At 60.7% G+C, this 7,700-nt stretch carries 8 protein-coding genes; 4 read left to right on the forward strand and 4 right to left on the reverse strand.

Annotated features, from left to right (window positions below; genetic code table 11):
- Position 1 precedes the first annotated feature (1 nt).
- The 4 genes from livM (at position 2) to PMI21_RS12520 (ending at position 4,385) form a co-directional block, all read left to right on the forward strand.
- Positions 2-1,282, forward strand: a complete 1,281-nt coding sequence (gene livM / locus PMI21_RS12535) for a high-affinity branched-chain amino acid ABC transporter permease LivM (RefSeq protein WP_007939057.1) — start codon at positions 2-4, stop codon at positions 1,280-1,282.
- On the forward strand, positions 1,279-2,151 hold the full coding sequence (locus PMI21_RS12530; RefSeq protein ID WP_007939059.1) for an ABC transporter ATP-binding protein: 873 nt from the start codon (positions 1,279-1,281) through the stop codon (positions 2,149-2,151). Before livM ends, PMI21_RS12530 begins: the two co-directional genes overlap by 4 nt.
- Positions 2,148-2,864 (forward strand): ABC transporter ATP-binding protein, encoded by a 717-nt coding sequence (locus PMI21_RS12525; protein ID WP_007939061.1) that lies wholly within the window; start codon positions 2,148-2,150, stop codon positions 2,862-2,864. The genes PMI21_RS12530 and PMI21_RS12525 overlap by 4 nt, the downstream gene beginning before the upstream one ends.
- A 750-nt stretch (positions 2,865-3,614) precedes the next feature.
- Complete coding sequence (locus tag PMI21_RS12520) at positions 3,615-4,385, forward strand: SDR family oxidoreductase (RefSeq protein ID WP_007939063.1); 771 nt, start codon at positions 3,615-3,617, stop codon at positions 4,383-4,385.
- A gap of 111 nt (positions 4,386-4,496) precedes the next feature.
- On the opposite strand, the gene PMI21_RS12515 is transcribed toward PMI21_RS12520, so the two are convergent.
- The 4 genes from PMI21_RS12515 to PMI21_RS12500 all read right to left on the reverse strand — a co-directional run.
- A complete protein-coding gene (locus PMI21_RS12515; RefSeq protein WP_007939064.1) occupies positions 4,497-5,624 on the reverse strand; it encodes an AGE family epimerase/isomerase in 1,128 nt (375 codons plus the stop codon).
- A gap of 193 nt (positions 5,625-5,817) precedes the next feature.
- Complete coding sequence (locus PMI21_RS12510; protein ID WP_007939065.1) at positions 5,818-6,390, reverse strand: HupE/UreJ family protein; 573 nt, start codon at positions 6,388-6,390, stop codon at positions 5,818-5,820.
- 28 nt (positions 6,391-6,418) lie between these two features.
- The gene (ureG, locus tag PMI21_RS12505) at positions 6,419-7,033 is read right to left on the reverse strand and encodes an urease accessory protein UreG (RefSeq protein ID WP_007939066.1); all 615 of its coding nucleotides are present in this window, start codon (positions 7,031-7,033) and stop codon (positions 6,419-6,421) included.
- 23 nt (positions 7,034-7,056) lie between these two features.
- A partial coding sequence (locus tag PMI21_RS12500; protein WP_007939067.1) for an urease accessory protein UreF occupies positions 7,057-7,700 on the reverse strand: 644 nt, incomplete at its 5' end.

A 7,700-nucleotide genomic window follows, 5' to 3' on the forward strand; every position in this document is an offset into this window, starting at 1 on the left:
GATGTCTTCAACCACTAAAACCATTGATGTCAAAAAAAGCCTGGTTGACGCGATTCTTGCCGGCCTCATCGCCCTGATTGTGTTCGGCCCGATTGTTGGTGTGGTCCTCGACGGCTACGGCTTCAACCTGCAGCCGACGCGCGTGGCATGGATAGTCGCCATCGTTATGGCTGGCCGCTTTGCCCTCAGCCTATTCTTGCAAACCCCCAAAGGCCTGAGAATTCTCGAAGGCTTTGAGAGCACCGGCTCCGGGGTTCATGTTCTGGCGCCTGATTACAAATCCCGGTTGCGCTGGGTCGTCCCGCTGGTGATCGTTGTCGCCGTGGTATTCCCGTTCTTCTCCAACTCTTACCTGTTGGGCGTGGTCATACTTGGGTTGATCTACGTGCTGCTGGGCCTGGGCCTGAACATCGTGGTCGGCCTGGCCGGTCTGCTCGACCTGGGTTATGTGGCGTTCTATGCCATCGGTGCCTACGGCCTGGCGCTCGGTTACCAATATCTGGGGCTGGGCTTCTGGACCGTGCTGCCGCTGGCGGCAATCACCGCTGGATTGGCCGGGTGCATCCTGGGCTTCCCGGTGTTGCGCTTGCACGGTGATTACCTGGCGATCGTGACCCTGGGCTTCGGTGAAATCATCCGGTTGATCCTCAATAACTGGCTGTCCCTGACTGGTGGCCCGAATGGCATGGCGGCGCCGTTGCCGACATTCTTCGGTCTCGAATTCGGTAAGCGAGCGAAGGACGGCGGGATACCTTTTCATGAGTTCTTCGGCATCGCCTACAACCCGGACGTGAAGTACTACTTCATTTATGCGGTGTTGTTCCTGGTGGTGCTGGCCGTGCTGTACATCAAGCATCGCTTGACCCGCATGCCGGTCGGTCGCGCATGGGAAGCCTTGCGTGAAGACGAAATCGCCTGTCGCTCCATGGGGCTGAATCACGTACTGGTCAAACTGTCGGCGTTCACCATCGGCGCATCGACGGCGGGTCTGGCCGGCGTGTTTTTTGCGACCTATCAGGGCTTTGTGAACCCGACCTCGTTTACCTTCTTCGAATCGGCACTGATCCTCGCCATCGTGGTACTCGGCGGCATGGGTTCGACCATCGGCGTGGTGATGGCAGCATTCGTGTTGACCGTCGCCCCGGAACTGCTGCGCGGCTTCGCTGAATACCGCGTGCTGCTGTTCGGCATCCTGATGGTGTTGATGATGATTTGGCGACCGCGCGGCCTGATCCGGATCAGCCGTACCGGTGTGACCCCGCGTAAAGGAGTAGCGCCATGAGTGAAGTCGTACTCTCGGTCGAGAACCTGATGATGCACTTCGGTGGCATCAAGGCGTTGAGTGACGTCAGCCTGAAGGTCAAGCGCAACTCGATCTTCGCGTTGATCGGCCCCAACGGCGCGGGCAAGACCACCGTGTTCAACTGCTTGACCGGGTTCTATAAAGCGACCGGCGGGCATATCGAGCTCAACACCCGTGGGGTGAAGACCAACGTCATCAAGATGCTCGGGGAGCCGTTCAAGGCAACCGATTTCGTTTCGCCGAAAAGCTTTATCAGCCGGCTCCACTACAAGATGTTCGGTGGCACGCATCTGATCAACCGTGCCGGTCTGGCGCGGACTTTCCAGAACATTCGTCTGTTCAAGGAAATGTCGGTGCTGGAAAACCTGCTGGTGGCCCAGCACATGTGGGTCAACCGCGGCATGCTGGCCGGCATCCTCAACACCAAGGGTTATCGCAAGGCTGAAAGCGATGCGCTGGACCACGCGTTCTACTGGCTGGAAGTGGTGGACCTGGTGGACTGCGCCAACCGCCTGGCCGGTGAACTGTCCTACGGTCAGCAACGCCGCCTGGAGATCGCCCGGGCCATGTGTACCCGGCCGCAGATCATCTGCCTCGACGAGCCGGCCGCCGGCCTCAACCCTCAGGAAACCGAAGCGCTGAGCGCGATGATCCGGCTGCTGCGTGACGAGCATGATCTGACCGTGGTGCTGATCGAACACGACATGGGCATGGTCATGAGCATTTCCGACCACATCGTGGTGCTGGACCACGGCGTTGTCATCGCCGAAGGCGGGCCTGAGGCGATCCGACATGATCCGAAAGTGATTGCCGCCTACCTGGGCGCCGACGAAGAGGAACTGGTATGAGTCAACCGATCCTCGAACTGAAAGAGATCGACGTGTTCTACGGACCGATCCAGGCCCTGAAGAAAGTCTCGTTGCACATCAATGAAGGGGAGACCGTCAGCCTGATCGGCTCCAACGGCGCCGGCAAGTCGACCCTGCTGATGTCGATTTTCGGTCAGCCACGGGCGGCTGGCGGGCAAATCGTCTATCAGGGTGTGGATATCACTCACAAGTCGTCCCACTACATCGCCTCCAACGGTATCGCTCAATCGCCGGAAGGCCGCCGGGTGTTCCCCGACATGACCGTCGAGGAAAACCTGTTGATGGGCACCATCCCGATCGGTGACAAGTACGCCAAGGAAGATATGCAGCGCATGTTCGAGTTGTTTCCGCGGCTTGAAGAGCGGCGTAACCAGCGGGCCATGACCATGTCTGGCGGCGAGCAGCAAATGCTCGCCATCGCCCGGGCGTTGATGAGCCGACCCAAGCTGTTGCTGCTCGATGAGCCGAGCCTGGGGCTGGCGCCGATTGTGGTGAAACAGATCTTCGCGACCCTGCGGGAATTGGCCAAGACTGGCATGACCATCTTTTTGGTGGAGCAGAACGCCAACCACGCCCTCAAGCTGTCGGACCGGGCGTACGTGATGGTCAACGGCCAGATCCGCCTCAGCGGCACCGGCAAGGAGCTGCTGGTGAACGAGGAGGTGCGTAACGCCTACCTCGGCGGGCACTAAGCCGAAGAGCCCGGAAACGCCCTGACGAACCCCGCGTCAGGGCGTTTTTTTATGCCCGCACAATCCCTACACGAGGCCGTGGTTTGAGGTAAAGGGAAATTGTGGAAAACAATATTCATGACCTCTCAAAGCGCGACATAAAGCCGCTGCAAATTGCTGTTTTGTCACGGTTTTGACTTGTCCCCGTTTGCTGTGGAGCTGGCTGTGAATAACGTGGGAGTAGCTGGCTGTAAGCCTTTGAATCCGTGGCCTGCAGGGCGGTGATTGTTTTTTGATCAGGTGTTTTTAGCGGGCCACAAGCCGGCTTTGTCAACCTTTTTGTTATGAGTGAACACGGTATGAATCGAGGTGGACAAGCCTGTGGATAAGTCTGTGGTTAAACTCTGGAAAGACTCGGCTGAGGGCCGTGGTTGCTGGCTTGGCGCCATCGTCGCTCTGACCGCTCGGTCGTGCAAATCGCCCTGGGTTACACAGCGGGTGCCTCAGGGTCAAGAAAAAAACTTTCTAATCTGCTCGCAAAGCCTTGTGGATAGCGGCTTGCAGCTTTTCCACTTGCCCCCGGAAACTGTGGACCGGCCTGTGGATAAGGTGCGCGTACATGGCTGCAAGCCACGGGGCATGGGGTGTTGCCAGCATTGATCGTTTTTTGTACGGTTTTTGCCATAGTTGCCGCTGTGGGCAAGGCCGGGCATGCTGCCGGTTGATTTTCTATTCCAAGGGCTGACTGTCAGCCCAAGCAAGGAGAACACGATGTCCAACACCCTGTTTATTACCGGCGCGACCTCCGGTTTTGGTGAAGCCTGTGCCCGTCGTTTTGCCGAGGCCGGCTGGAAACTGGTGCTGACAGGTCGTCGTGAAGAGCGCCTCAATGCCCTGTGCGCCGAGTTGTCGAAGCAGACCGAGGTCCATGGCCTGGTGCTCGACGTACGGGATCGCAAGGCCATGGAGGAGGCGATTGCCAACCTGCCGCCGTCCTTCGCCAAACTGCGCGGGCTGATCAACAACGCTGGCCTGGCCCTCGGTGTGGATCCGGCGCCCAAGTGCGATCTCGATGATTGGGACACCATGGTCGACACCAACATCAAAGGCCTGATGTACAGCACCCGCCTGTTGCTGCCGCGTTTGATCGCTCATGGCCGTGGCGCCAGTATCGTCAACCTCGGCTCCATCGCCGGCAACTACCCGTACCCGGGCAGCCACGTGTATGGCGCGAGCAAAGCGTTCGTCAAACAGTTCTCCCTGAACCTGCGCTGCGACCTGCAAGGTACGGGCGTACGGGTCAGCAACATCGAGCCGGGCCTGTGCGAGAGCGAATTCTCGCTGGTGCGTTTCGCGGGTGACCAGGAGCGTTACAACGCCACTTACGCCGGTGCCGAGCCGATCCAGCCGCAAGACATTGCCGAGACCATTTTCTGGGTGCTCAACGCACCGGCCCACATCAACATCAACAGCCTTGAGCTGATGCCGGTGAGCCAGACCTGGAGCGGGTTTGCCATTGAGCGTAATGCTGGCAAGGCGTAAGACCGAGTAACGGCTTTTCGCGGGCAAGCCTCGCTCCTACAGGTCCGCGCTGATTTTGAATCGGCACCAACCCTGTAGGAGCGAGGCTTGCCCGCGAAAACAATTTCTTAGTCAGCGCAAATACTCGGCCAGTCCGCGATAGCAGGTTGCCAAGTGATAAGGCGTGGTCGAAGGCATGTCCTTACGGCTCACTTCGCCCTGCTCATCGCGACACTCATACCAACCGCCTGCGTGCAGAAAGCTTTGTTGCAACGCCTGCAATTGGCGTTGCACCGATGCTTCGCTGCCCGGGCGCAAGGTCAGGGCGCGCAGGTATTCGGCCTGGGCCCAGATGCGTTGGGTTGCATCCCGTGGGCGGTCGTCCAGTTCCAGCATCGCTCGCACGGCTCCGGTCTGCTGATCGACACCCCGTTGCTCGGTGAATGCAAACGCGCGCTCCAGCGAGGCGTGCAGTGTCGAGCCGCGCAGCAATGGCGAGGATTGCAGCAGGAAATACCATTCGAACTGATGGCCTGGCTCGAACCAGTTATCCACAGCACCCAGCGGCTTCTCCATCAACACCGCGTGTTGTGGGTCGATGAAGCGCTTTTGCATGGCTGTGCATAACTCGATGAGCGCTTTCTGTACGGCCGTGTCTTCGCGCACCGACAGGGTGGCGAGGAAGGCTTCGGCCAAATGCATCAGAGGGTTCTGCAGTGGCCCGGTGTCGAGCGAGGACCAATCACGGTCCAGGCTGGCTTCGTACAGGCCGTCGCCCGTGGCGAAACGCTGCGCCACCACTTCCAGCGCGGCGTTGAGTACCGACGCCACCAGCGGTTCGCGAACCTTGTCCCAATAATGGGCGCAGGCGAACAGGATGAAGGCATGGGTGTAGAGGTCTTTGCGCTGGTCCAGCGGCGTGCCTTGAGGGTCGATGCTATAGAACCAGCCGCCATGCTCCGCATCGTGGAAATGCCGTTGCAAGGAACGGAACAGCGCCGCCGCACGCTCTTCAGCCTGGGGCACCTGGCCGATCAGGCTGGAGAACAGATACAGCTGCCGCGCGCAGGCCATGGCCCGGTAACGCTGGGGGGGCAGCGGTCGATGCTCGGCATCCAGCGCCTCATAAGGCAACGCCATGTCGGCGTTCCAGCCGGGGCCCTGCCAGAGCGGCACGATCACGTCCTGGAAGTGCTGTTGCACTGAGGCGAACAGGGCGGTCAATTCAGGCTGGAAGGCGGAGCGGGAAACATGCGGCATTGGCTGGCGTCGTCACGGCAGGGTTAATTGCGCGACATGTTAGCAGGCCTTAGAGATGCGGTGTCTGTCAGGCCGCCTTCGCGGGCAAGCCTCGCTCCTACAGGTTTCGTGTCATGACACGAATCGCGGGGTCAAACACAATCCTGTAGAAGCGAGGCTTGCCCGCGAAGAGGCCAGTCCAGACGCTAGAGAATTAACCCGCTAATAACCAAGCTCCGGTCGCCGCCGACGCCGCACCCGCCAGCCGAACCAACGGTGCCGCGGCCTGAGGCAAGATGCGAACCACCGCATAACCCGCGGCATGCAAAGCCGCTGTCGCCGCCACAAACCCTGCGGCATACGCCCAGGGACTGGACATGTCCGGTAATTCCAGACCATGCGCCACGCCATGAAACAGCGCGAACAACGCGGTCGCCGCCACTGCCAGGCTCAACGGCGGACGCACTGCCAACGCCACCGCCAGGCCCAGCGCCAATACCGATGCTGCAATCCCGCTCTCCAGCGCCGGCAGGTTCAGCCCTTCAAAACCCAGCAGGCCGCCGATCAGCATGGTGCCCACGAATGTGCACGGCAGCGCCCAGCGCGCGGCGCCTTTCTGCTGCGCCGCCCACAATCCCACGGCAACCATCGCCAGCAAGTGATCGAGGCCGCCGATCGGGTGGCTGATGCCGGCGATCAAACCGTTGTCGCCATGACCCGGGTGGGCGAAGGCGATAGCGGGAGTCAGCAGCAGGGCCATGGCGCCCAGAATGCGTTTCAGTGTCATGGATAAGCTTCCTTGTTGATAAGTGTGATCAGGCCGCAGTCAGCAGGCCCTGGCGTTCGATGAAGGCGATGATTGCTTCAAGGCCCTGGCCGGTTTTCTGGTTGCTGAAGACAAACGGCTTGCCGTTGCGCATGCGTTGGGTGTCGCTGTCCATCATCTCCAGCGACGCGCCTACCAGCGGCGCCAGGTCGATCTTGTTGATCACCAGCAGGTCGGATTTACAGATGCCGGGGCCACCCTTGCGCGGCAGCTTGTCGCCGGCGGAGACATCGATCACGTAAATGGTCAGGTCGGACAGCTCCGGGCTGAACGTCGCCGAGAGGTTGTCGCCGCCGGACTCCACCAGGATCAGATCCAGCCCCGGAAAGCGCCGGTTCAGTTGATCCACGGCTTCAAGGTTGATCGAGGCGTCTTCGCGGATCGCCGTGTGCGGGCAGCCGCCGGTTTCCACGCCGATGATCCGCTCCGGCGCCAAGGCTTCGTTGCGCACCAGAAAGTCGGCGTCTTCGCGGGTATAGATATCGTTGGTCACGACGGCCAGGTTGTAGCGCTCACGCAGGGCCAGGCACAGGGCCAGGGTCAGGGCGGTTTTGCCGGAGCCGACCGGGCCGCCGATGCCGACGCGCAGGGGTTGTGTGTTCATGTGATTCTCCAAATTAAAAGGCCCTAGGAACGGAACAGACGGCTGTACTGGCGCTCATGGGCCATGCACGCCAGGGACAGGCCGAAAGCGGCGCTGCCAACGTGTTCGGGATTGATTCGGGTGGCGTCTTGCTGCGCCTGTTGCAGCAACGGCAGCAGTTCGCTGGTCAGGCGTTGCGCGGCTTGCTGGCCCAATGGGAGCGTTTTCATCAACACCGCCAGTTGGTTTTCCAGCCAGCTCCAGAGCCAGGCGGCCAGCGCATCTTGCGGGCTGATGTTCCAGGCGCGAGCCGCCAGCGCCCAGCCGAGGGCCAGGTGCGGTTCGGGGCGTTGCTCGAGAAAGGCTCGGGCCGGCGCATCCAGTTCCGGCAAGCCGTTGAGCAATTGCTGCAACGAATAGCCCATCTGCCGGCTCTCCTGATGCAGCTCGCGGGTTTCGCGGCTGGCGCGATGCTCCTCGCAGCGTTGCAGCAATTGGGCCCAGTTTTCTTCGGCGGCGGCGGTGCAATGGGCGAGCAAAAGTGGCGCTTCGAAACGCGCCAGGTTCAGCAGCAACTGATCGCTGATCCAGCGTCGCGCGCTGTCGGGATCATTGACCCGGCCGTTATCCACCGCCATTTCCAGGCCCTGGGAATAGCTGTAGCCGCCAATCGGCAGCTGCGGGCTGG

The sequence above is a fragment of the Pseudomonas sp. GM18 genome, assembly GCF_000282195.1.
Classification (GTDB): domain Bacteria; phylum Pseudomonadota; class Gammaproteobacteria; order Pseudomonadales; family Pseudomonadaceae; genus Aquipseudomonas.

Excerpts from the sequence above, each read along its gene's own strand:
- livM (WP_007939057.1), top strand. The coding sequence starts at position 2 with ATGTCTTCAACCACTAAAACCATTGATGTCAAAAAAAGCCTGGTTGAC.
- PMI21_RS12530 (WP_007939059.1), top strand. The coding sequence starts at position 1,279 with ATGAGTGAAGTCGTACTCTCGGTCGAGAACCTGATGATGCACTTCGGT.
- PMI21_RS12525 (WP_007939061.1), top strand. The coding sequence starts at position 2,148 with ATGAGTCAACCGATCCTCGAACTGAAAGAGATCGACGTGTTCTACGGA.
- PMI21_RS12520 (WP_007939063.1), top strand. The coding sequence starts at position 3,615 with ATGTCCAACACCCTGTTTATTACCGGCGCGACCTCCGGTTTTGGTGAA.
- PMI21_RS12515 (WP_007939064.1), bottom strand. The coding sequence starts at position 5,624 with ATGCCGCATGTTTCCCGCTCCGCCTTCCAGCCTGAATTGACCGCCCTG.
- PMI21_RS12510 (WP_007939065.1), bottom strand. The coding sequence starts at position 6,390 with ATGACACTGAAACGCATTCTGGGCGCCATGGCCCTGCTGCTGACTCCC.
- ureG (WP_007939066.1), bottom strand. The coding sequence starts at position 7,033 with ATGAACACACAACCCCTGCGCGTCGGCATCGGCGGCCCGGTCGGCTCC.